The 20,424-nt window shown below is 68.6% G+C and carries 21 protein-coding genes; 14 read left to right on the forward strand and 7 right to left on the reverse strand.

From position 1 onward, the window contains the following. Positions 1–93: 93 nt before the first annotated feature. From WKC72_RS22760 to WKC72_RS22780, 5 genes are all read left to right on the forward strand, one after another. Positions 94–1,314 (forward strand): lipase family protein, encoded by a 1,221-nt coding sequence (locus WKC72_RS22760; protein WP_037232201.1) that lies wholly within the window; start codon positions 94–96, stop codon positions 1,312–1,314. A gap of 119 nt (positions 1,315–1,433) precedes the next feature. After that, positions 1,434–2,120, forward strand: coding sequence for an SDR family NAD(P)-dependent oxidoreductase (locus WKC72_RS22765; RefSeq protein WP_370179348.1), 687 nt, complete (start codon positions 1,434–1,436; stop codon positions 2,118–2,120). Between the two features lie 112 nt (positions 2,121–2,232). Then, positions 2,233–4,554, forward strand: coding sequence for a LuxR C-terminal-related transcriptional regulator (locus WKC72_RS22770; protein WP_370179350.1), 2,322 nt, complete (start codon positions 2,233–2,235; stop codon positions 4,552–4,554). A 275-nt stretch (positions 4,555–4,829) separates the two neighbouring features. Then, on the forward strand, positions 4,830–5,219 hold the full coding sequence (locus tag WKC72_RS22775) for a Zn-ribbon domain-containing OB-fold protein (RefSeq protein WP_005570623.1): 390 nt from the start codon (positions 4,830–4,832) through the stop codon (positions 5,217–5,219). A gap of 5 nt (positions 5,220–5,224) precedes the next feature. Beyond that, positions 5,225–5,545 (forward strand): hypothetical protein, encoded by a 321-nt coding sequence (locus WKC72_RS22780; protein WP_235214404.1) that lies wholly within the window; start codon positions 5,225–5,227, stop codon positions 5,543–5,545. Positions 5,546–5,555: 10 nt separating this feature from the next. On the opposite strand, the gene WKC72_RS22785 is transcribed toward WKC72_RS22780, so the two are convergent. Genes WKC72_RS22785 through WKC72_RS22795 form a run of 3 tightly spaced genes read right to left on the reverse strand, consistent with a single transcriptional unit; the run spans position 5,556 to position 9,165 of the window. Then, positions 5,556–7,652, reverse strand: coding sequence for a xanthine dehydrogenase family protein molybdopterin-binding subunit (locus tag WKC72_RS22785; protein WP_370179353.1), 2,097 nt, complete (start codon positions 7,650–7,652; stop codon positions 5,556–5,558). Beyond that, positions 7,649–8,641, reverse strand: a complete 993-nt coding sequence (locus WKC72_RS22790; RefSeq protein WP_370179355.1) for a xanthine dehydrogenase family protein subunit M — start codon at positions 8,639–8,641, stop codon at positions 7,649–7,651. The genes WKC72_RS22785 and WKC72_RS22790 overlap by 4 nt, the downstream gene beginning before the upstream one ends. After that, the gene (locus tag WKC72_RS22795; protein ID WP_370179357.1) at positions 8,638–9,165 is read right to left on the reverse strand and encodes a 2Fe-2S iron-sulfur cluster-binding protein; all 528 of its coding nucleotides are present in this window, start codon (positions 9,163–9,165) and stop codon (positions 8,638–8,640) included. The genes WKC72_RS22790 and WKC72_RS22795 overlap by 4 nt, the downstream gene beginning before the upstream one ends. A gap of 124 nt (positions 9,166–9,289) precedes the next feature. On the opposite strand from WKC72_RS22795, the gene WKC72_RS22800 reads away from it, so the two are divergent. Genes WKC72_RS22800 through WKC72_RS22815 form a run of 4 tightly spaced genes read left to right on the forward strand, consistent with a single transcriptional unit; the run spans position 9,290 to position 12,304 of the window. Continuing rightward, a complete protein-coding gene (locus WKC72_RS22800) occupies positions 9,290–9,955 on the forward strand; it encodes a glycosyltransferase family 2 protein (protein ID WP_370179359.1) in 666 nt (221 codons plus the stop codon). Further along, a complete protein-coding gene (locus WKC72_RS22805) occupies positions 9,952–10,917 on the forward strand; it encodes an acyl-CoA dehydrogenase family protein (protein WP_370179361.1) in 966 nt (321 codons plus the stop codon). The genes WKC72_RS22800 and WKC72_RS22805 overlap by 4 nt, the downstream gene beginning before the upstream one ends. A gap of 2 nt (positions 10,918–10,919) precedes the next feature. After that, positions 10,920–11,693, forward strand: coding sequence for a PIG-L deacetylase family protein (locus WKC72_RS22810; protein WP_370179363.1), 774 nt, complete (start codon positions 10,920–10,922; stop codon positions 11,691–11,693). Beyond that, on the forward strand, positions 11,678–12,304 hold the full coding sequence (locus WKC72_RS22815) for a class I SAM-dependent methyltransferase (RefSeq protein WP_370179365.1): 627 nt from the start codon (positions 11,678–11,680) through the stop codon (positions 12,302–12,304). Before WKC72_RS22810 ends, WKC72_RS22815 begins: the two co-directional genes overlap by 16 nt. Before the next feature lie 13 nt (positions 12,305–12,317). On the opposite strand, the gene phoU is transcribed toward WKC72_RS22815, so the two are convergent. After that, positions 12,318–12,965 (reverse strand): phosphate signaling complex protein PhoU, encoded by a 648-nt coding sequence (gene phoU, locus WKC72_RS22820; protein ID WP_037232212.1) that lies wholly within the window; start codon positions 12,963–12,965, stop codon positions 12,318–12,320. 39 nt (positions 12,966–13,004) lie between these two features. After that, complete coding sequence (locus WKC72_RS22825; protein WP_037232213.1) at positions 13,005–13,274, reverse strand: DUF4235 domain-containing protein; 270 nt, start codon at positions 13,272–13,274, stop codon at positions 13,005–13,007. Positions 13,275–13,405: 131 nt separating this feature from the next. Here WKC72_RS22825 and WKC72_RS22830 point away from each other — a divergent pair, with 131 nt between their 5' ends. After that, a complete protein-coding gene (locus WKC72_RS22830) occupies positions 13,406–14,728 on the forward strand; it encodes an NAD(P)/FAD-dependent oxidoreductase (RefSeq protein WP_370179368.1) in 1,323 nt (440 codons plus the stop codon). Between the two features lie 126 nt (positions 14,729–14,854). Here WKC72_RS22830 and WKC72_RS22835 read toward each other — a convergent pair whose 3' ends face one another. Then, a complete protein-coding gene (locus tag WKC72_RS22835; RefSeq protein WP_370179370.1) occupies positions 14,855–15,544 on the reverse strand; it encodes an HAD family hydrolase in 690 nt (229 codons plus the stop codon). Positions 15,545–15,655: 111 nt separating this feature from the next. On the opposite strand from WKC72_RS22835, the gene WKC72_RS22840 reads away from it, so the two are divergent. Beyond that, entirely contained in the window at positions 15,656–16,099 is a 444-nt protein-coding gene (locus tag WKC72_RS22840) for an SRPBCC family protein (RefSeq protein ID WP_037232215.1), read from the forward strand. Positions 16,100–16,103: 4 nt separating this feature from the next. Then, positions 16,104–17,726 (forward strand): phytoene desaturase family protein, encoded by a 1,623-nt coding sequence (locus WKC72_RS22845; RefSeq protein ID WP_370179372.1) that lies wholly within the window; start codon positions 16,104–16,106, stop codon positions 17,724–17,726. Here WKC72_RS22845 and WKC72_RS22850 read toward each other — a convergent pair. Then, positions 17,723–18,133, reverse strand: coding sequence for an NYN domain-containing protein (locus WKC72_RS22850; RefSeq protein WP_370179374.1), 411 nt, complete (start codon positions 18,131–18,133; stop codon positions 17,723–17,725). The genes WKC72_RS22845 and WKC72_RS22850 overlap by 4 nt on opposite strands. A 78-nt stretch (positions 18,134–18,211) precedes the next feature. Between WKC72_RS22850 and WKC72_RS22855 the strand changes: the two genes are divergently transcribed. Both WKC72_RS22855 and WKC72_RS22860 read left to right on the forward strand, forming a co-directional pair. Further along, positions 18,212–19,195, forward strand: coding sequence for a magnesium transporter CorA family protein (locus WKC72_RS22855; protein WP_370179376.1), 984 nt, complete (start codon positions 18,212–18,214; stop codon positions 19,193–19,195). An 825-nt stretch (positions 19,196–20,020) separates the two neighbouring features. Continuing rightward, complete coding sequence (locus tag WKC72_RS22860) at positions 20,021–20,242, forward strand: hypothetical protein (RefSeq protein WP_037232219.1); 222 nt, start codon at positions 20,021–20,023, stop codon at positions 20,240–20,242. Positions 20,243–20,424: the final 182 nt, after the last annotated feature.

Here is a 20,424-nt window from a genome sequence, read left to right on the forward strand (position 1 = left end):
CCGTCCATTGCATTGCCGTAACGGGCGGGCCCGAATACCGATATCTCCTGCGAACTCGGTAACAATCGAGCTCTACGCAAACTAGGAGGCGGCATGACGCGCTCACGTATCACGAGCCTCACCGCGGGTGCACTGTGTGCCGCATTCGTCGCCTGCGCCACGGTCGCGAACATCGGGGTCGCGGCCGCCGTGCCGATCTATCCCGCTTCCGACCCCGATCCGTTCTACCTGCAGTCGCAGGGTCTGGCGGCTACGGCGGTCGGCGAGCCGCTCGCGGTCCGTCCGATGCCGCCTCTGCTCGCCTTCCCCGACACCGATGTGTGGCAGGTGAAGTACCGCACCACCAACTCGGAGGACCACCCGATCTCGTCGGTCACCACCGTGCTGGTACCCCGCAATCGGCCGGTGAACGGGCCGTTGCTGTCCTATCAGCACATCATCAACGCGCTCGGACCGCGGTGCGCGCCGTCGCGGACCCTGTACTCGAACGACCCCGACCTCCAGATCAAGGAGGCGCCGGCACTGAACCTCGCACTGCAGCGCGGCTGGACGGTCGCGCTGCCCGACCACCTGGGTCCGAACAGTGCCTACGGTGCCGCGAGACTCGGCGGAACCATCACCCTGGACGGCATCCGCGCGGTGCAGCGGGTGCCCGAACTCGCCGTGGCGGAGAGCCCGGTCGCGCTGGCCGGGTACTCCGGCGGCGGCATGGCGTCGGCGTGGGCCGCGGCGCTCGCACCCACGTACGCGCCGGAACTGGACATCGTCGGTGTCGCCGAGGGCGGTGTGCCCATGAACATCGGCAAGATGGCCAACGGACTCGGCATGCAACCGCATCCGGCGTTCGGCCTCGCGATGGCGGCGGCACTCGGACTCGAGCGTGAGTACCCGGACCGCCTTCCGATCAGCGAGCAACTCAACGATCGCGGTCTGGCGATGCGCGACGAGATGGTCAACGCGTGCACCAACGGCATTCTCGCGGCCGGCGCAGGCCGCAGCGCGACGGAGGTCGCCAAGACCACCGACCTCATGAGCAGTCCGCAGGCCTGGGAGGTGCTGAACGAGAACAGTGTCGAGCTGTATCCGGGTGTTCCGACCGCACCGATCTTCGAATGGCACAGCCCGACAGACGTACTCATCCCGGTCGACTCGATCGAGGCGACCGTCGCGCGTTACTGCGCCGCCGGCGCCAAGGTGCAGTCCGATCTGTTCCCGAGTCCCGACCACCTCACCACCGCCGTGCTGGGCCTGCCGACCGCCCTGGATTACCTCGACGCCCGGTTCCGCGGCGACCCGGCGCCGTCCAACTGCTGATCGGTGCGGCGCCGATCCGCGACGGGCCGCGTGTGCGGCTCTCGCCGGATTGTGTTCTGCCCGTGCACAGTCCGAAAGTTGAGCGTTTGAGCAGATCTACCAGGGGGTATTCGGAATCCATGCACCCCAGCACACGCACCGCAGTCGTGACGGGATCGGACTCGCCGATGGGCCGAGCGGTCGCACTGGCACTCGCGGACGACGGGTTCCACATCGGCCTCGCCTACGCCGCGGACCGGGACGGTGCCGAATCCACCGCCGCCGCCGTCCGGTCCAGATCGGTGAACGCGGCCGTACAGCGCATGGATCTGGCCGACCTGCCCGACTCCGCGGCCGCCGTCGACGAGTTCGCCCGGGAGCTGGGCGGAATCGGCGTTCTCGTCAGCTGCCCCGGCAGTACCGCCGTCGAATGCATCCAGCGCGCCGTCCGGTACATGATCGCGAGCGGTGGGGGCGGCCGGATCGTCAACATCACCCCCTCGTCGTCCGGGCTCGGCGGACTCACCGGTCTGCTCGCCGCCGAACTGGCGCGATACTCGATCACCGTCAATTCCGTCGTGGTGCCCGTGGCCGAACCGGACTTCGCATCGCCCGGCCCCGACGACCGGGAAGTCGCCGCCGTCGCGTCGTATCTGACCGCGCCTGCCGCAATGTTCGTCACCGGGGCCGCCTACGTGGTCGACGGCACCCGGATCGCCATGATCCCGCACAGCCTCACCGAGGCAGGCACGCGGCGGCCGGCCCGCCGCGCCAACCGCATCCGGTCCTACACCGGCCGCTGGGCGCCCACCCGCTGGACGCGGTGATCCGGTTCGCGGTGCCCTGAAACTCGCGGACCCGCAGCCGAAAGCGTCGTTGCCGCCGCGCACCGGGAGTACCGTGTGCGCAGGGGGGCTGCGAGTCGAGAGTGACGGTGTGATGCCGGCGGCAGTGAAGGGCACAGTGGGAAATCTGCCCCACGAACTGACGAGCTTCGTCGGCCGTCGCCGTGAGGTGACCGAGGCGCGACGTCTGCTGTCCGTGTCACGGCTGGTGACACTCGCCGGAATCGGTGGTGTCGGGAAGACCCGGCTGGCGTTACGGGTGGCCGCCGATGCGAGTCGCGCATTCGAGGACGGCGTGTGGCTGGTCGAGCTGGGGGAACTCGACGACGACACGACACTCGTCGACGCCGTGTCGGCGGCACTGCGACTGCGCGAGCAGCGCTCCGGGAACCCGGAGGTGCTGCTGACCGAGTACCTCGCCACCCGGCAACTGCTGCTGGTGCTCGACAATTGCGAGCACGTGGTCGCCGCGGCCGCCGCGTTGTCGGAGACGTTGTTGCGGAGCTGCCCGGAGTTACGGATCCTCGCGACCAGCCGCGAACCGCTGGCCATCGGCGGCGAGGCGGTGCTGCGGGTGCCGCCGTTGACGGTGCCGGAACCCGAACGCTCGTCCCTGCAGGGCCTGCCGCAGTACGAGGCGGTGACACTGTTCGTCGAGCGAGCGGCCACGGCGGTGCCGGAGTTCGAACTCACCGAGGACAACCACGTGGCGGTCGCCCGGATCTGCCGCCAGCTGGACGGGTTGCCGTTGGCGATCGAGCTGGCGGCGGTGCGGCTGCGGGTGATGTCGGCGGAACAGATCCTGCAGCGGCTGACCGACCGCTATCGGTTGCTGACGGTCGGATCGCGGGGCGCGCCGAGCCGGCAGCAGACCCTGCGGCTGTGCGTCGACTGGAGTCACGAGCTGTGCACCGAGGAGGAACGTGAGCTGTGGGCGAGGCTGTCGGTGTTCGCCGGCGGCTTCGAACTGGACGCGGTGGAGGGAATCTGCGCCGGCGACCTGCCGGTGGAGAACGTCCTCGACGTGGTCGCGTCGTTGATCGACAAGTCGATCCTGATCCGTGAGGAGTCGGGGCCGGCGGTGCGGTACCACCTGCTCGAGACGGTGCGCGACTACGGTCGGGAGAAATTGCAGGAGGCGGGGGAGTACGTGTCGCTGCGCCGCCGGCACCGCGACTGGTACGAGCAGTTGGTGGTGCGGTGCGAATCCGAGTGGATCGGACCCCGGCAGGTGATGTGGATCAGCCGGCTCGACGCGGAGACGCTGAACGTGCGGGCTGCCCTCCACTTCTGCCTGACCGAGCCGGCGGAGGCCGAGACGGGCCTGCGGATTGCCGCCGCCTTGTACCCGTACTGGCGCGCCCGCGGACTGCTCCGCGAGGGTCGCCGCTGGCTCGGGCAGCTGCTGGGACGGCACCCGGGCGGCGCGAGCCGGGAACGGATCGAGGCGCTGTACGTCGACAGCGTGCTCGCGGGCATGCACGGCGACCGCGAGGCCGCGAAAGCACTGGTCGACGAGGGCGCCCTCCTCGCCGAGAGGAACGGGGACACGCTGATGCGTGCCCTGGTGGTCCACGCCGCCGGGTGCTGCGCCATGTTCGCCGGGGACCTCCCGCGCGCGCGGGTGTGCTTCGAGGAGGCGCTCGCCGAGTTCCGCGACAAGGGCAGCCTGCTCCAATTGACGTGGGGACTGCTCGGGTTGGCCCTGGTCAGCGGCATGCAGGGCGACGGGGCGGTGGCGAAGATGTGCGGATCCGAGATCTTCGCGCTCACCGAGGCCCACGGCGAGTCCGTCTACCGGGGCTGGTCGCTGTGGGCCGCGGGGATGGCGGCGTGGCAACGCGGGCACCTCACCCTCGCCGACGACCACGTGAAGCAGGGGCTGCGGCTGTCACACCTGGTCGACGACCGGATCAGCGCCTGCGGGGCCCTCGAGGTGCTCGCCTGGGTCGCGGTCGGCTCCGGCCGGGCCCAGCAGGCCGCCGAACTGATGGGCGCCGCGGAGGCCGTCGCGCAGACCGTCGGAAACCCGAGCACCGTCTACCCCAATCTGCTCGTCCACCACGCCGAATGCGAACAGCAGGCACGTGCCGTGATCGGGGACCGCGCGTTCGACGCCGCGTTCGACCACGGCATGCACACGTCGTTCGACGATGCCGTCGCCTACGCGCTGGACGAGCAGCGACCGGAGGCGGTGTCGGCGTCGAACGGGGCGACGCACCTGACCCGACGCGAATGGCAGGTCGCCGAACTGGTCGCCGACGGGCTCACCAACAAGGCGATCGCGGCCCGGTTGGTGATCTCGCAGCGCACCGCGCAGGGGCATGTCGAGCACATTCTCGCGAAACTGGGTTTCAATTCTCGCACCCAGATCGCGGCGTGGATCGTCGAACACGCACAGGACCCGCACCCCTGACCGGGCACCCGCGCGGGACGAAATAGGTATGTCCCCGGGTCGTTCAGCCGCTGTACTTCGCCGCCGCGGACGGGATGCTCATACGCGTCCCCCCAATCCGGCTCCAGACCGAGGCCCCCGATGTCCACTGATCCCCGAACACACCGAAAGCCCGACCCCCAACTTCCACGGCCCCCGATTCTCCGTCGGGCGCACACCGACCGGTGTCTTGTGTGGATCGGGGGAAACCGAATGGCAGACGACGTGGTGGGGCAGGAACTCACGGGGGTGACCGCGTGACCACGGACGGCATGACCCGCTGGCAGGGACTCGCCCAGAAATGCGAACTGATGATCCAGCGCTGCCTCAACTGCACGACCCTGCTCGCGCCGTTGATGGCCACCTGCTCCGCGTGTCAAGGCTCGAACCTCGAGCGGGTCCCGTCGTGCGGCGTCGGATCGATCGTGTCCTCGAAGGTGGTCCACCGTGAGGTGAACGAGGCGGACCGCGGTCTCGTCCCGTGCACGATCGCGATCGTCGAACTCGACGAGGGACCGTGGGTGTACACCTGGATCGACGGCGACGTCCCGGCACCGTCCGACTGTCCGGTTCGCGTCGAGTTCCGTCCCGCGTCGAGGGCGGAACAGTTGCCTGTGTTCGCGGTCCGCTCCGCCGGTCAGCGGTGATCGGCGTGACGACACAGACCGCGGACGAGCCGGAGGAGGCATTCGGCACCGACTGGCTGCGCCTGGCACTTCGCCGGTGCGAGCTGCTCGCGCAGATGCACTCGGTGAGCTCGGATGCCCGGTGGATGATCAGCTTCGCGATCCAGTGGGCACCGTTCGGTGGTGCGAGCGCGGCGGAACTGCTGGAGCGTTTCGGCGTCAGCCGCAGACGCTTCATGGAACTCGTGCTCGAGGGACTCGCGCCGAAGTCCACCGACGTCCAGAAGATCCGCGCCATGAAGAGTCACCTGCGCACGTCCCTCGTGCAGGCGTGGAACGTGCAGTAGCCCCGCGCGATCACCCGGGCAGGAGATCGTCCAGGTGGATCGGCACCTTCCGGACCCGGACCCCGGTGGCGTGACGAACGGCATTCGCCACCGCGGCCGCGGCGCCGACGATGCCGATCTCACCGACACCCTTCGATCCCATCGGATTGGCGTGCTCGTCGACGTCGTCGAGGCACACCGCGTCGAGGTACCTGATGTCGGCGTGCGTGCTGACGTGGTAGGAGGCAAGGTCCTGGGTCACGACGTGACCGAACCGGGGGTCGTTCACACTGCTCTCGTGCAATGCCATGGAGATCCCCATCGTCATCCCGCCGAGGAGCTGCGACCGGACCGTGCGGGTGTTGATCACCCGGCCGATCGCGAACACCCCGAGCATGCGTTCGACGCGGATCTCGCAGGAATCGCGGTGGACATGCGCCTCCACGAAGTGAGCACCGAACGAATGGAGCGCGACCCTGTCGGCGTCCGGGTTGCCGGGCGTCCCCGCACTCGCCTCCGCCCCCGGGGCGGGGGACGTGCCGTGCTCGCCCCGGAACGCGCGCGCCGCCGCGACGATCGCACTGCCCCAGGAACTGGTTCCGGTGGAGCCGCCCGCGACGGTCGCCGACGGAAGATTCGTGTCGCCGATCTGCAAGGCGATCGCGTCCAGGGGACAGCCCAGCGCGTCGGCGGCGATCTGGGTGAGCGCGGTCCACGCCCCGGTTCCGATGTCGACCGACCCGATCTGCACGGTGTAGGTGCCGTCGGATTCGTACACGATCCGGGCAACCGACCCCGGTGACGTGTTGGCGGGATACGTCGCGGACGCCACGCCCATCCCCACCTGCCACTCCGAGTCCGACCGAGCCCGCGCCGCCGCGTCGCGGTCCGCCCACCCGAAACGCCGGGCGCCCTCCCGTAGGCAGTCGGTGAGGCGCCGCCCCGACCACGGCCGGCCCGTACTCGGGTCGACCTCGGGTTCGTTACGGATCCGCAGTTCGATCGGGTCGAGCCCGCAGGCCTCGGCCAGTTCGTCCATCGCCACCTCGGCCGCGAACATACCCGGGGTCTCGCCGGGCGCACGCATCCAGGAGGGTGCGGGGACGTCGAGGGACGCGAGACGGTGGGTGGTGTACCGGGTGGGTGTGGAGTACATCATCCGCGACGGGACCGCCGCCTGTTCGGCGAACTCCTTGATCTTCGCGGACTGCACGATCACCTCGTGGGAGAGCGCGGTCAGCCGTCCGTCCGCGTCCGCCCCGAGCCGGATGTGCTGCACCGTCGGCGTGCGATACGCCGACAGCGCGAACATCTGCTGCCGCGTGAGCGCGAACTTCACCGGCCTGCCTTCCACCCGCTGCGCCGCCATCACCACGAGCACGTCGTGCGCGTGAGGCAGTCCCTTGGAACCGAAGCCGCCGCCGACATACGGTGCGATCACCCGCATCTGCTCGACTTCGAGTCCGAACAGCGGTGCCAGCGTCTTCCGCACGGAATGGACGCCCTGCGTCGAATCGTGCAGCGTCAGAACCGGTCCGGTGCCACCCGGAGCCCACCGGGCGATGGCGGCGTGCGGTTCCATCGGATTGTTGTGTTCCATCGCCGTGGAGTACACCTCATCGACCGTGACCGCGGCGGCGGCGAGTGCCGCGTCGACGTCCCCGTCCTCGGTGTCGGTCGGGAACCCCGCGTTGACCTCCTCGGGGGCGTACAGGTCGTCTCGGCCGGAACGGAAGTCGGTGTCGTGGGCTTCCGCGTCGTACGCGACGCGCACCAGGCTCGCGCCGTGCCGGGCGACCTCCGGTGACTCCGCCACCACCGCACCCACGAATTGGCCGCGGAAGTGGACCTCGGGGTCCTGCAAGATCGCGAGTTCCCCGTCCGAGGTGTCCGCGAGGCGGGGCGCATCGAACACCGTCAGGACCGCGAGCACCCCGTTCAGCGCCTCGGCGTCCGCCGTGTGCATCGCCGTGACCCGGCCACGTCCGATCGTCGACAGGATCGGAAACAGGTACGTCGGGTCGTCCACCGAGTGCTCGAACGCGTACACCGCCGTACCGGTCACTTTGTCGTGGGCGTCCACGCGTTCGGCGGAGGTTCCGATCACCTTCGGTTCGACGAGAGTCATCGGCGCGTCTCCTCGGCGAGTGAACGGAGTACCGACGCGAGCACCCGGCGGGTCAGTGCGACCTTGAACTCGTTTCCTGGAAGCGGTTGTGCTGCACTGAGTTCCGTGTCAGCAGCCTCGGCGAACGTGTCCTCCGTGGGCGTCGCCCCGACGAGGACCTCCTCGGCGAGCGTGGCGCGCCAGGGCCGGTGCGCGACCCCGCCCAGCGCGACCCGGGCCGACGTGATCGACCCATCCCCGATCGTCAGTTCCGCGGCCACCGACACCAGCGCGAACGCGAAGGAGGCACGGTCGCGCACCTTCCGGTACGCGGACCGGTTCCCGGCAGGCGGCGGGGGCAGCTCCACGGCGGTCACGAGGTCGCCGTGTGCGAGGACGGTGTCGCGATCGGGCCGGTCCCCGGGAAGCCGGTAGAACTCGTTCAGCGGGATTCGCCGCTCACCGTCGGCACCGCGGACCACCACGACACCGTCGAGCGCCGTCATCGCGACAGCCATGTCGGACGGGTGCACCGCGATGCAGTGTTCGGAGGCACCGAGAATGGCGTGGTAGCGAACGTAACCGCCGATCGCGGAACACCCGGTGCCGGGCTCCCGCTTGTTGCAGGGCGTCGTGACGTCCTGGAAGTACACGCAGCGCGTCCGCTGAAGCAGATTTCCCGCCGTGGTCGCGAGGGTGCGCAGCTGTCCCGACGCACCGGAGAGGAGCGCACGCGACAACATCGGGTACCGGGCGCGGACGACGTCGTGCGCGGCGAGGTCGCTGTTGCGGACCGCGGCCCCGACCCGGAGCCCGCCGTCCGGAAGTTCGACGACGTCATCGAGGGGGAGGCGGCGCACATCGACGAGGAGATGCGGTTGCGCCACCCCGAGCTTCATGTGGTCGACGAGGTTGGTGCCGCCGGCAAGGAACGACGCCCGAGGATCACCCGTGACCGTGGCGACGGCACTGTCGACGTCGGTGGCCCGCTCGTAGTCGAAGGGAATCACGCCTCCGCCGCCTGCCGGATCGCCGCGAGGATGTTCGGGTACGCCCCGCACCGGCAGAGGTTGCCGCTCATCCGCTCCCGTATCTCGTCGTCGGTGAGTTCGGGCGGAGCGGTCAGGTTCTCGGTGACGGCGCTCGGGTGCAGGGCCAGGAACTCGTCGAACATCCCGATCGCCGAGCAGATCTGACCGGGCGTGCAGTACCCGCATTGCAGCCCGTCCTGCTCGACGAACGCCTGCTGAACGGAATGCAGCACCTCCCCGTCGGCGAGCCCGTGTGCGGTGACGACGCGTTCACCGTCGTGGGCGACAGCGAACGTGAGGCAGGACGTGGCGCGTCTGCCGTCGAGGAGGACGGTGCACGAGCCGCACTGGCCGTGGTCGCAGCCCTTCTTCGGTGCGGTCACGCCGAGGTGGTCGCGGAGCGCGTCGAGCAGCGTCGTGCGGGTGTCGACTTCGAGGGTCCGTTCCTCACCGTCCACGGTGAGGACGACCTTCCGGTAGCGGGGGCTGTCCGCGACATTCATGTAGACGGGTTACCCGCGGTGACAGATCCCGAATCAGTGTCGGCGGCCGCGGGAATTGGTTCCCCTCACGACGGACTGGGTACTTGCTGAACCCGGAAACAGTGAGTGATCAGGAAGGGACGTCATGCGCGTCGAGCACATCACGGTGGTCGTGCCCGCCCACGACGAGGAAGCGCTGCTGCCGAAGTGCCTGGAGGGGTTGCGCACCGCCGCGCGGGCGGTATCCGTGCCGGTCACGACGGTGGTGGTACTCGACGGGTGCACCGATGGCAGCGAGGACGTCGTCCGCAGAGAGGACGTCGACGTCGTGGTCCTGGGTGCGCGGAACGTCGGCGCGGCCCGGCGCGCGGGTTTCGAGTCGGTCGCGCCGCGACCACACGAATGGTTCGCCACGACGGACGCGGACTCGCGCGTCCCCGCGCACTGGCTGTCATCGCACCTGCAGCACGCGAGTCGTGGGGCGCAGTTGGTGGCGGGCACGGTGGCGGTGACCGACTGGTCGGGGTGGCCCGACCACGTCCGGTCACGGTACGGCAGCGCCTACCGGTCCGGCGCCGCCCATGGGCACGTGCACGGCGCGTCCCTCGGATTCTCCGCGGATCTGTATCGGGAGGTGGGAGGTTTCGCCGCACTACCCGCGCACGAGGACGTGGATCTGGTGCAGCGGATGATCGAGCGGGGAGCGAACGTGGTGTGGAGTATCGACTCCCCGGTGGAGACGTCGGCGCGCGTCGAGGCCCGCGCCCCGCAGGGTTTCGCCACGTACCTCGAGGGACTGCAGGACCGATGAGCGCCGACGTGACCCACGACAGCAGTCCCACCGACGCCGCAGTGTGGGCGATCATCCGTTCGGGGGACGCGGAACTGCCGCTGCCCGGCGGCGGGTCGACCGTTGCCAGATGGGCGCGGCTGACGGAGTGGTGCCGCCGCGATCTCTCGGTCGGCCGGCTCCTCGAGGCACATGCGGACGCGGACGCGATCCTCGCCGAACTCGACGGGACCCGCGCCGGCCGGGACGAGTTCTGGGGCGTGTGGGCCAGCGAGCCACCGCACCCCGTGGTGGACGCGTTCCACGACTCCTCCGGGTGGCGCCTGCGGGGGACGAAGGCGTGGTGCTCCGGGGCGTCGATGTGCACGCATGCCCTGGTCACGGCACGACTTGACGGGCAACCCCGGCTGTTCGCCGTCGATCTGCGGGAACCGGGGGTCACGGCGGGACACGGAGGCTGGCGGAATGCAGGCATGGCAGCGACCGACACCGAGTCGGTGACGTTCGACAGCGTTCCCGCGCGACCGGTCGGCGCGGCGGCCGAGTACCTCGACCGTCCCGGGTTCTGGCACGGCGGCATCGGGGTTGCGGCGTGCTGGTTCGGGGGCGCGCTCGCCGTCGCGGAACCGCTGCGGGTGCGAGCCCGGAGCGACCGCGCGGACAGTCACCAGCTCGCGCACCTCGGTGCGATCGACATCGCCGTCAGCGCGGCACGATGGGCACTCGGGTCCGCGGCCGGGGAGGTGGATACGAGTCCCCTCGATCGGAGGTCCGCCCAGGTGCGCGCGTTCCGGGTCCGGGGACTGATCGAACGGACCGCGAGCGACGTGATCGACCGCGTCGGCCGCGCGCTGGGTGCCGCGCCGCTCGCGACGGACGCCTGCCATGCCCGCAACGTCGCGGACCTCCTCGTCTACATCCGGCAATCTCACGCCGAGCGGGATCTGGCGACACTCGGCGCACTCGTCGCGGGGGAGGACTGACAGTGGACAACCGCACCAGGTTCCGGGAGAAACCCATCTCCACGCGCGGCACACCCGAGGACGAATGGCAGCCGTGGCTGGCGTCGACCCCCTTCCTGCCGGTACCACTCACGGAATGCGACCGGTTGGTCGTCGTCGCACCCCATCCCGACGACGAGGTGCTCGGCGTGGGCGCACTGATGGCCACCGCCGCGGCCGGCGGCACACCCGTCGTCGTGGTGGCGGTGACGGACGGTGCGGCGTCCCACCCGGGCTCGCCGACGCTGTCGCCCGACGCGCTGGCCGCCGCCCGGATCGCGGAATCGAACCGGTCGACAGCACTGTTGGGCGTCGGCGAACCACTGCGACTCGGATTACCGGACGGCGGGGTGCGCGCGCACGAGCACGAACTCACCACCCGCCTCGTCGACGTGCTCACTGCGACCTCCGGTGAAGGGAAGAGGGTGTGGGTGCTCGCGACGTGGCGAGGCGACGGCCATCCCGATCACGAAGCGACCGGAAGAGCTGCGGCAGAAGCATGTTCGATGACCGGTCACCGTCTGGTGGAGTACCCGGTCTGGATGTGGCACTGGGCACGGCCGGCCGATCCGGCGGTGCCCTGGGACCGGATGCGCGTCCTGACCCCGGCCGCGGAGATCCTGGCACGCAAACGCCGTGCCGTCGACGAATTCCGCACCCAGATCCTCCCGCTGTCCGAGGACCCGCGGGACGCCGCGATCGTCCCACCGTGGGTGCTCGCGAGACTGATGCGGACGACGGAATGGGTGCTGTGGTGAGCGCGATGGATCCCGGCTACTTCGAGACGATGTACGCGGAATCGGCGGACCCGTGGGGTTTCGACGAACGGTGGTACGAACGCCGCAAGTACGCGCTCACTCTCGCCGCCCTGCCCCGTCGGCACTATCGGCGGGCGTTCGAACCGGGGTGCTCGATCGGCGTGCTCACCGCGCACTTGGCGCGGCGCTGCGACCGGGTCGTCGCAACGGACGTGGTTCCCCGCGCGCTGGAGAGCGCACGGGATCGTCTGCGCCGCGAAGGAGTGGCCGACCGGGTGGAACTCGGCCGGGCATCGCTGCTAGATCCGTGGCCACCCGGCACCTTCGACCTCGTCGTGCTCAGTGAGGTGCTGTACTACCTGACGCCCACCGACGTCACCACGACGCTGGGACGTGCCGTCGACGCACTGGAAGAGGGCGGCACTCTCGTGGTGGTTCACTGGCAGCATCCGGTGCCGGAATATCCGCAGACCGGCCGCGCGGTGCACGACACGGTCGCCGCGACCGTCGGCTTCCACCGTGCCGGGTCGTATCAGGACGCGGACTTCCACCTCGACGTCTACACCCGGGGTCCGGTGCCCTCGGTGGCCGCGGCGGAAGGGTTGAGCTGACCGGGCGTCGCCCTCACTGTTCGGGCAGGCTGCCCGTCTCGAGGAAGATGACGCGCCTGCCGATCTCCACCGTGTGGTCGCAGAACCGCTCGTAGAAGCGGCCGAGCAGGGTGATGTCGACTGCCGACTGGACACCGTGCGGCCAGTCCTCGGCCTGGGTGATCGTGAACAGGCTCCGATGGAGATCGTCCATGGCCTCGTCCGCCGTCAGCAATCCGCGCGCGCGCTCGGGATCGCGGTGTTGCAGCACCTGCTCGGTTTCCTTCGCCTGCGCCACGGCGACGGCGCCCATCTCGGTGAACACGTCCAGGACCTCGTCGGGGACGACGTGGTCGGGATGCCGCCGGCGGGCGATCTTCGCGATGTGCACCGCGAGACCGCCCATGCGGTGCAGATCCGCGGAGATGTGGAGGCCGCCGACCATGAATCGGAGATCGTGCGCGACCGGCGCCTGCAGCGCCAGCAGGGCGAAGGCACGCTTCTCCCAGTGCGCCGCGGCGTCGTCGAGCTCGCCGCTCACGTCCATGACGTGCTCGGCGAGCTCGAGGTCTGCCTGCAGCAGTGCGGCGCTCGCCTCCGACATCGCGGTAACGGACAGCCGGCACATCGAGGCGAGGTCGCCGGACAGGCTGTCGAGATTTTCCGCGAATCGAGTACGCATCGGCTCAGCCTAGGGGTGTTCTGTGACAACTGCCTCGATCTACCGGGGGTCGGCGTGGGCCAGCTTCCGGTACCCCTGCGCGCCCGCGCGATCCACCGCCGCCTTGACCAGGCCGAATACGGTGCCCTGCACGGCCGCCGCGATCAGCACCTCGCGGGTGCTGCGTGAGAGATCCTTGGGGTCGGGAGCCTCGGATTCGCCCGCGACACGCTTCCACACCTGACCGAAAACCGCACTGGCCGCGATTCCGCCGCCGACACTCGCGGCCAGCGCCAAAGGTTTGTACATTGCCTTCGATACGGCACTCATGTTCCCGCCCTTCGCATTCGATCCCGTCGATCGCTCTCGGTACGGCGAGTACCCGTATTCTCCACCCTCACACGGCGATGCCGCGATGCCGGATTGTTTCGTTCGAGGCCGGGGTGGGGGCAGTGTTCTGTATGACCAACGAATCAGCTGGAGAGCCAACTCGCATCGTCGTGGTGGGAAGCGGCTTCGCCGGATTCGAATGCGCGCGTGCTCTGGTGCGGCGCCTCCGGGGGTCCGATGCCCGCATCACCATGATCTCGCCGCACGACTACATGCTGTACACACCGCTCCTGCCCGAGGTGGCGGGCGGAATCCTGGACGCACGGTTCGTCACCGTTCCTCTGTCCGAGGCCCTGCCGAACGTCGAACTGGTGAAGGGCAGCGTCGATTCTGTCGACTTCGGAGCCCGCACCGTGCACGTGACCGACTGCGAGCAGGGCGTCGAGGTCGTGGCCTGGGATCGGGTGGTGCTCACCCCCGGATCGGTGACCCGTCTGTTCGACATTCCCGGTCTCGCCGAGCACGCCCGAGGGCTCGAGACGCCGGCCGAAGCGCTGTACTTTCGCGACCAGCTCCTCACCCAGATCGAACTCTCCGAGCGCGACACCGATCCCCGGGTCGCCGACGCCCGCCGGACCATCGTCGTGGTGGGTGCGTCGTACGCGGGCACGGAACTCACCGCCCAACTGCGCGCCCTCGCCGACGAAGCGGCCGCGCGGCGAAACCTCGACCCTTCCGAGATCCGGTTCCTGCTGCTCGACGCGGCCGACAAGGTGATGCCGGAGGTGGGGGAGAAGCTGGGCAGCAAGGTGCTGGACGTACTGCGCGCCCGCGGCGTCGACGTGCGACTGGAAACCACCCTCACAGAACTCGGACCCGAACACGTCACGCTCGACGACGGCACCGTCGTCCCCACCCGGACCGTCGCCTGGGTGACGGGAGTGACCGCCAGCCCCCTCATCGACACGCTCGGGTTACCCACCGAGAAGGGACGGTTGACGGTGCGCCCCGACCTCTCGGTGGACGGGCATCCCGACGTCTTCGCGGGTGGCGACGCCGCGGCTGTTCCGGATCCGAAGAACAGGGGATCGATCACCCCGCCCACCGCCCAGCATGCCGTCCGGCAAGGGCAGGCGCTGGCCCGCAACGTGGCGGCAAGCCTGGGCGTCGGCGACCCGAAACCGTACAGCCATCGCGACAGGGGACTCGTCGTCGATCTCGGCCCGGGATTCGCCGTCGCGAACCCCCTCGGTATCCAGCTGTCGGGTTTCCTCGCGAAGGTGGTCACGCGCGCCTATCACCTGTATGCCATGCCGAACGCGGCCAATCGCTGGGCGGTCGCTCTCGCCTACCTCACCGATCTGCTGTTCCCCCGGCCCCTCGTGTCGATCGGGCTGGTCACCGATTCTGAGTCGCGATTCGCGGCAAGCGAGGGCGTACGAGCACAGCACTGAAACCATTCGTCTCGGTCTGCGACCGCAACGAAAGGAATCGATGATGGCGGAGAGCAAGAAGGAATTCGTCGCACTTCGCCTCGACGGAGTGATCCACGAATGTGAGGCGGACGCGCCTGCCGGCGCCTAGGAGTCCAGCAGCCTCGCGAGCGGACTGGACTCGAGGTGGTCCAGTAGGTCCTGTGCGTCCTCGAATACCGCCTCCGCGCCGGCCTCTGTCAATTCGGCGCGGGAAATTCCGCCGCTGAGGAGACCGACAAAGGTGACCCCGGCCCGGGACGCCGCTTTGCCGTCCCACACCGCGTCGCCCACCATCACCGCAGTGTCCGAGGACGTGGACGAGCGGTCCATCGCTGCGCGAACCACTCCGGGATCCGGCTTGGCGTGATCGACGTCCTCGGACGACGTGGTGTGCGCGATGTACGAGTCGACCGACAGGACCTCCCGCAGCACGTCCAGCTCTTCCTCGGGGGCGGAGGTGGCGAGGACGACCTGCACACCGCGCCCGTGCAGTTCCCGGATCAGCTCGCGTGCCCCGGCGAGCGGCCGCATGCTGTCGCGCGCACCGAGGTAATAGGTCTTGTGGAGATCCTTGGCGCGGTCCCCGAGCGTGTCCGCGTCGTCGCCGAGGAGCGACTGCAGGAGAAGCGACGAATCCAGTCCGATCGCGCGGTGCACCCGCCAGGCGTCCACGTCGTGCCCGACCTCCCGGAACGCTCGCTGCCACGCCCGCACGTGCAGGTAGTTGGAATCGACGAGTGTGCCGTCGACGTCGAACAGTGCCGCTCGTACGGCGGACGGAGATTCCGAAGGCATACGCTCGAGCAAACCACAGGGCCCGGTCCGCGGCGACCATTGCGCGGCTCACGTTTTCGATGTGGTGAACGTGGGTAAGCGCGGAGTGTCCGCAGGTACTTGTTCGAGGGAGTGGTCGTCATCGAGGCACATCACGACACGTCGGCTTCAGCTTCGGACGTGTGGTCCGTTCTCGCCAACGGGTGGCTGTACCCGTCGTGGGTGGTCGGGGCGTCACGCATGCGTGCCGTCTCCGCCGACTGGCCCGCCGTCGGGAGCCGTTTGCACCATTCGGTCGGTGCCTGGCCCGCGTTGATCGACGACTCCACCGAGGTCCTCTTGGCCGAGGAGAACCGCGAACTGCGGCTGCTGGCCCAGGTGACGCCTACGAAGGCAGTTGTTCGTCTGCGACTGGAGCCGCGTGAATCCGGCTGCCACCTCCGAATGTCCGAGGCCGCGGCGTCCGTCCCGTTGAAGTGGGTTCCGCGGACGGCGCAAGACCTCGCGGTCCTCCCACGAAATTTGGAGTGCCTACGCCGGCTCTCATTCCTCGCCGAGCGAAGAACGAAACCCTGACGCCGTGACAGTGCGCACAGTCGACGCCGTCGTCATCGGGGCCGGGCCCAACGGTCTCGCCGCGACGGCCACCCTGGCGGCGGCCGGGTGGGACGTCGTCCTCCTCGAGCAGCAACCGGAACCGGGTGGTGCCGTCAGGTCGGCCGAACTCTTCCCGGGTTTCCGCACCGACCTGTTCAGTGCGTTCTATCCTCTGGCGGCGGTGTCGCCGGTGATCCGGCACCTCGACTTGGAGGGTGTGGGTCTGCGATGGAGTCAGGCGCCCGCAGCGGTCGGGCATCCCAGGCACCCGGACGACGACGATGCCCCGCTGATCCACCGGGATCCGGCCGACACGGCCGCCGACCTCGAGCGCAGGCAACCGGGGGACGGACAGGCGTGGCTTCGCCTCTTCGAGCAGTGGAAGGACGTCAAGGAACCGTTCCTCGATACCCTGTTCAGCCCGTTTCCCCCGGTCCGCGGACCGCGGCGACTGTTGTCGCAGCTCGGCACCGCGGAAGCCCTCCGGCTCGTGCGTTTCCTCATGCTGCCCGCACGCCGGATGACGCACGAGTTATTCGACGGGGAATCCGCCCGAGTGTTGTTGCTGGGCAACGCAATGCACGCCGACACACCCGTCGATGCACCGGGCAGTGGAGTCATGGGTTACCTCCTGACCATGCTCGCGCAGGACGACGGGTACGTCGTCCCGGTCGGCGGGGCCGGCGCCCTCTCCGCCGCGATGGCGGAACGAGGGAGACGGAACGGCGCAGAAATTCGTTGCGGCGAAGAGGTGACGTCGATCGAGGTAACCGGGGGAGTGGCGACAGAGGTGCGGACCGCGGGCGGCGACCGCTATCTGACCAGACGCGCGGTGCTGGCGGATGTCTCCGCGCCCGCACTGTACGGACGGTTGCTGGATGCCTCCGCGGTCCCGGCGGGCGTTCGAGCGGACTTGGAGAAGTTCGAATGGGATACCCCTGTCGTCAAGGTGAACTACGCGCTCGACCGCAAGATTCCATGGCGGTCGCGAAGCCTCGCATCCGCCGGAACCGTGCATCTGGGCGCCGACGACAATGGACTCGTCCGGTGGATGGCCGACCTGACGACAGGCGTGATCCCGACGCACCCGTTCCTGCTGTTCGGTCAGATGACGACGTCGGACCCCAGCCGTTCGCCCGAGGGAACCGAAAGCGCTTGGGCCTACACACATCTTCCGCGGGGAATCACGGACGACGAGTCGGCGGAATTGCTGGCGCACCGCGTGGACGCGATGCTCGAATCGCACGCGCCGGGATTCGCCGAGCGGGTGGTGGGACGCAACGTGCAGCGTCCGGGCGACCTCGAGGCGAGCAACGCGAACCTGCACGGCGGCGCCGTCAACGGCGGCACCGCCCAGCTGTACCAGCAACTCGTCTTCCGCCCGACCCCGGGTTCGTCCGGGCCCGACACGTCGATCGACCGGCTGTATCTGGCTAGCTCGGCCACCCATCCGGGCGGCGGTGTCCACGGTATGTGTGGATACAACGCGGCCCGTGCCGCCTTGGCCGACCACGGGCGGTGGGGGTTGGTACGGAGGAAGGTCCGTGGCCGCATTCTCGACCTCGTGGTCACCCCCGACGGTAAGCGGTCTTCGCACCACCGCTAGGAGTCGATGCCGTCAAGGAGCCGGCGCGGACCTATGGTGTGCGCCCCGAGTGCCTCGACTCGGTCGCGCAGTCCCCGGTCCGCGGTGACGACGGTGATCGGCCGGTCGCCGTCCTCCTCGGCGGCTGCGGCCACCACCTCGACGATCGCGTCGTCGCCCGAACCCTTCGCCGATACGACGTGCAGGCCTCGGAATTCAGGGTTCGCCTCACCGGTGACCGCGGCTTTCGCCGCGCCCTCGAGTACGACCACCACCTCGGCGGCCTCGTCCCGTTGCTGTGCGAGGGCGCTGAGCTCGGCGAGCAATCGTCGCGCCGCGCCGGCGCGATCACGCCACCAACCGTCGGGTCGCGACCCCACGACGTTCGCAGCATCCACCACAACCAGCGCAGTCCTGTCGTCAGCCACGCACTCAGTCTCCTCTCCTCGCATCCGGGTGTGGGTGCTATGACAGAGGTGACGGTCCGTCGTGGCGAGGAGGCCGATATGGACGTCCGCTTCATCTCCGGTGATGGTGTGCGTTCGTGTGCGGTGACGGAACTGAGGGAGTTGCTGGACCGGCCCGACGGATTGGTCTGGGTGGATGTACCGACCTGGGACGACGAGTCGAACGACGCATTGGCCACGGTTTTCGGCTTTCATCCTCTCGCCGTGCGGGATTCGATGAACCGCAATCAGGTGCCGAAGGTGCACAGATATGTGGACCACTTCTTCGTGGTTCTGCACGCGCCGCAGTCGGGAGCGCACGGGCACGTGCACTACGTCGAACTCGACCAGTTCATCGGCGCTCGGTACCTGGTGACGGTGCACGGCCCGGTGAATCCGGCGATCGATCCCTCGACTGCAATGGTCGAGGTGAATGCGGTGCTGGGCCGGCTGGAGTCGGGGAGGTTGCATCCTGCCACCGCGTTCGAGTTGTCGTTTGCGGTTCTCGCCGCGTTGACGGCGCGGATGCGGGCGTACACCGCCGAACTGACCAAGGACGTGTGGAAGCTCGAACAACAGGTCACCGGCGGGCATCTCGGTAACCCGGAAACCTTTCTCGACGAGATGTTCCGGGTCCGACACGGTCTGCTCACGGTCGGCACGATGGCCGCGTTGAGCCGAGAGGTCTACGGCCGGATGGTCACCATTGAGGCGTTCGGCACCGGGAAGGGGCAGGATCTCCTGCTCGACGCGGTCGATCAGTTCCAGCATCTGACCGTGATGGCCAAGGGCCAGAAGGACTACCTCCAGGGCACAATCGAGTTCTACCAGGCACGGACGAACACCAAGATGACCATCGCTGCCGAGCGACTCGCCGTGATCGCGGCCGTCACGTTGCCGATCACGGCCTTGTCTTCGATTATCGGCATGAATGTGATCGTGAACGAACGGACACAATGGCTCTCGGTCGCCGCGATCGTGCTCGTGATGCTCGCCATGTCCGGGGCACTGCTCGTCTGGGCTAAGCGCAAAGGCTGGTTCTGAAGCGGCGTGTAGTTGCGTTCCTCGGGGGAGTGGTGGGTTCGGAGGCAGGGCGCGCTTGTCGGGGGAGGACGCGGTGAGCAGTTCGTGGTGTCCCCACCGTGTGCACTTTCTACATGCTGATGCGGCAACGCCGCATCAGCCCCCGGATGACCGATCTGGTGGAGTTGACTCGGACCCGGACGGAATGCCGTAATTATCCGAATCCGCGGTGGGTCACCGCGCCGGCCCGGGGGAGTGGGGCCACTCGGCAGCACCTCTCGACCGCATTCCACACGGTCCGAGTAGCCCGGACGCCGAGCCTCAGTCAGGCGTCGGGGTAGTGGGGGAGAGGGCGCCGCTGGGCCGGCCAAACGGCCGAAGGGGAGTGGAGCATTCGCCCGAGATTCAACCGGGCGGGTAGGTGGCCGATCGCGAACGATCAAGAATTGCCCCAGCAGCCGATCACGCGCCCCGGATTTCGTCGTTCTCGACTATATGAATCAGCCCGTGACGGAACACGTGTATTTACCGACTATTAGTCCGTACGCATGCACCCACCAATGGGGAATCACCTCCATACGACGTTCACCATCACGACTGCTCACCTCGAAATTCCGCATATAGACACCCGTCGGGGAGCCGATGATGTCTGGCGCTCGCCTCTCGACTGCGCAACGGAGTGTCGAGCCGTGCTGCGGTCACGGTATGGCGAACGGACGACCGTCGCAGAGAGCGCCTGCACGTGGGGGATGGCACCAACTGGCGCGAGGGCGCGTTGTGATGTACAACATACTCGTAAGTTTGTGACTCAGGTCACTCGGCTTCGACCACGGGGAACGCCAACACATGACCCGCACCACGGTGCACCAGGACGATCAGTGCACGATGTCGCCGCCCTCCGCCGAGGAGCCGCGTCGCCACACTTTGCGTCCGACCGTGTACATCGCCTCTGTCTCGGCTGCAACCGCGACCGCACCTGCCGTCGTCGTGACGGGATCCGTCCTCGTCGCGGTGGCCACATCCGTGTCAGTGCTCGCCGCCGTAGCACTCGCCGCGCTCCTGATCTGACCGTCCGCATCGCGGACGCACCCTTCGACCACCACGCGGCACGAGCCGGCGAAGAAGACAGAAAGCACTCCAATGAACACCTTCACCACGTCCACCTCTGCTCGCACTCGCGGCTTCGCCCCTTCCCGTGGCGCAATGAGCACGGTCGAGATCAAGAATCGCATCGAAGCAATGTTCCGCGA

It is taken from the genome of Rhodococcus wratislaviensis, assembly GCF_041228765.1.
GTDB classification, from domain to species: Bacteria; Actinomycetota; Actinomycetes; order Mycobacteriales; family Mycobacteriaceae; genus Rhodococcus_F; species Rhodococcus_F wratislaviensis.

What these genes read in the sequence shown, in the direction of transcription:
- WKC72_RS22760 (WP_037232201.1), top strand. Translation starts at nt 94, where the DNA reads ATGACGCGCTCACGTATCACGAGCCTCACCGCGGGTGCACTGTGTGCC.
- WKC72_RS22765 (WP_370179348.1), top strand. Translation starts at nt 1,434, where the DNA reads ATGCACCCCAGCACACGCACCGCAGTCGTGACGGGATCGGACTCGCCG.
- WKC72_RS22770 (WP_370179350.1), top strand. Translation starts at nt 2,233, where the DNA reads ATGCCGGCGGCAGTGAAGGGCACAGTGGGAAATCTGCCCCACGAACTG.
- WKC72_RS22785 (WP_370179353.1), bottom strand. Translation starts at nt 7,652, where the DNA reads ATGACTCTCGTCGAACCGAAGGTGATCGGAACCTCCGCCGAACGCGTG.
- WKC72_RS22795 (WP_370179357.1), bottom strand. Translation starts at nt 9,165, where the DNA reads ATGAATGTCGCGGACAGCCCCCGCTACCGGAAGGTCGTCCTCACCGTG.
- WKC72_RS22800 (WP_370179359.1), top strand. Translation starts at nt 9,290, where the DNA reads ATGCGCGTCGAGCACATCACGGTGGTCGTGCCCGCCCACGACGAGGAA.
- WKC72_RS22805 (WP_370179361.1), top strand. Translation starts at nt 9,952, where the DNA reads ATGAGCGCCGACGTGACCCACGACAGCAGTCCCACCGACGCCGCAGTG.
- WKC72_RS22815 (WP_370179365.1), top strand. Translation starts at nt 11,678, where the DNA reads ATGGGTGCTGTGGTGAGCGCGATGGATCCCGGCTACTTCGAGACGATG.
- phoU (WP_037232212.1), bottom strand. Translation starts at nt 12,965, where the DNA reads ATGCGTACTCGATTCGCGGAAAATCTCGACAGCCTGTCCGGCGACCTC.
- WKC72_RS22825 (WP_037232213.1), bottom strand. Translation starts at nt 13,274, where the DNA reads ATGAGTGCCGTATCGAAGGCAATGTACAAACCTTTGGCGCTGGCCGCG.
- WKC72_RS22830 (WP_370179368.1), top strand. Translation starts at nt 13,406, where the DNA reads ATGACCAACGAATCAGCTGGAGAGCCAACTCGCATCGTCGTGGTGGGA.
- WKC72_RS22835 (WP_370179370.1), bottom strand. Translation starts at nt 15,544, where the DNA reads ATGCCTTCGGAATCTCCGTCCGCCGTACGAGCGGCACTGTTCGACGTC.
- WKC72_RS22855 (WP_370179376.1), top strand. Translation starts at nt 18,212, where the DNA reads ATGGACGTCCGCTTCATCTCCGGTGATGGTGTGCGTTCGTGTGCGGTG.
- WKC72_RS22860 (WP_037232219.1), top strand. Translation starts at nt 20,021, where the DNA reads ATGACCCGCACCACGGTGCACCAGGACGATCAGTGCACGATGTCGCCG.